Source organism: Corynebacterium lipophiloflavum DSM 44291 (assembly GCF_000159635.1).
Classification (GTDB): Bacteria; Actinomycetota; Actinomycetes; order Mycobacteriales; family Mycobacteriaceae; genus Corynebacterium; species Corynebacterium lipophiloflavum.
The window spans coordinates 1-1,339 of the sequence record NZ_GG667196.1; the positions used below are offsets into that span (position 1 = coordinate 1).

Consider the following 1,339-nt stretch of genomic DNA (forward strand, 5'->3'; position numbering starts at 1 on the left):
CATGGACCTGACCCCTGTTTGGTAGACACCCGACAACCCGGCTTTCTGCCGGGGAGGAAAGGTAACCTGCCACCATGCCGATCAAGACCTACACCGAGGAGTTCCGCCGCGACGCGGTCGCCCTCTACGAGAATTCCCCCGGCGTATCGATCAACGCCCTCGCCGCCGAACTCGGCGTCAACCGCAACACCCTCCAGATCTGGGTCCGCAAATTTGGCACCGGCGCCCGCACCACCACCAGCACCGAGGCCGCCTCGCAGACCCCGACATCGGTGACCGATGCCGAACGTATCCGCCAGCTGGAACGAGAAGTACGCAGACTCCGGGAGGAACGCGATATTCTGCGCAAGGCCGCGAAATATTTTGCGGAAGAGACGACCTGGTGATCCGCTTCCAGTTCGTTGACGACGCCAAGAACAGCCATTCGGTCAAGCGGTTATGTGAGGTTCTGAAACTCAACCGGTCCTCGTACTACAAATGGAGAAACACCTCCTCCGCCAGGACACAACGCCTGCTCAGCGACGCGATCCTCGGCGCACGGGTCAAGGCCGTGTTCGCCGCAGAACGCGGCTGCTACGGCTCCAAACGCATCACGGCGCAACTCAACGACGACTCGCCCGGCAGCCCGGTCAATCACAAGAAAGTCGCCCGGATCATGCGCTCGTTGCAGCTGGTTGGCTACTCGAAGAAACGCAAGGTCACCACGACTGTCTCGGATGGGAGGAAGCCGGTGTTTCCGGACCTGGTGGGCAGGAAATTCACCGCCCCGGCACCAAACCAGGTCTACGTCGGCGATATCACGTACCTGCCGATCGCGGACGGGTCGAATATGTACCTGGCCACGGTCATCGACTGTTTCTCCCGCCGACTGGCCGGCTTCGCGATCGCCGATCACATGCGTACTTCCCTGGTCCAGGACGCCCTGGTGATGGCCAAGGGTCAGCGCGGAAGTCTCGACGACGCAATTTTTCACTCGGACCATGGCAGTGTCTACACTTCCCATGCGTTCCAGGAGACGTGCAGAACGCTGGGGATCCGGCAGTCGATGGGCGCGATCGGCAGCAGCGCTGATAACGCCCTGGCGGAGTCCTTCAACGCCGCGATGAAGCGTGAGGTCCTCCAGGACGCGAAGACGTTTGACAATCAGTTGCAGTGCCGGCGAGATGTTTTCCGCTGGTGTACCCGCTACAACACCACGCGTCGGCATTCCTGGTGCGGGTATCTCGCTCCAGCAGTGTTTGAAGAGCAATGTCCTGTTACGCTGAGATCTGCTTCCTGATCACATCCCCCGTGTCTACTTTACGGGGGTCGGGCCCCATCCATCTCCGCCTGCAGACCA

At 60.9% G+C, this 1,339-nt stretch carries 1 protein-coding gene; it reads left to right on the top strand.

From position 1 onward, the window contains the following. The first annotated feature begins 74 nt into the window (after positions 1-74). Positions 75-1,279 (top strand): IS3 family transposase gene (locus HMPREF0298_RS09440; protein ID WP_169304980.1). Its coding sequence is split into 2 segments (ribosomal slippage): positions 75-372 and positions 372-1,279, totalling 1,206 coding nucleotides; the frame shifts between segments, so codons are not numbered across the junction. Positions 1,280-1,339 lie beyond the last annotated feature (60 nt).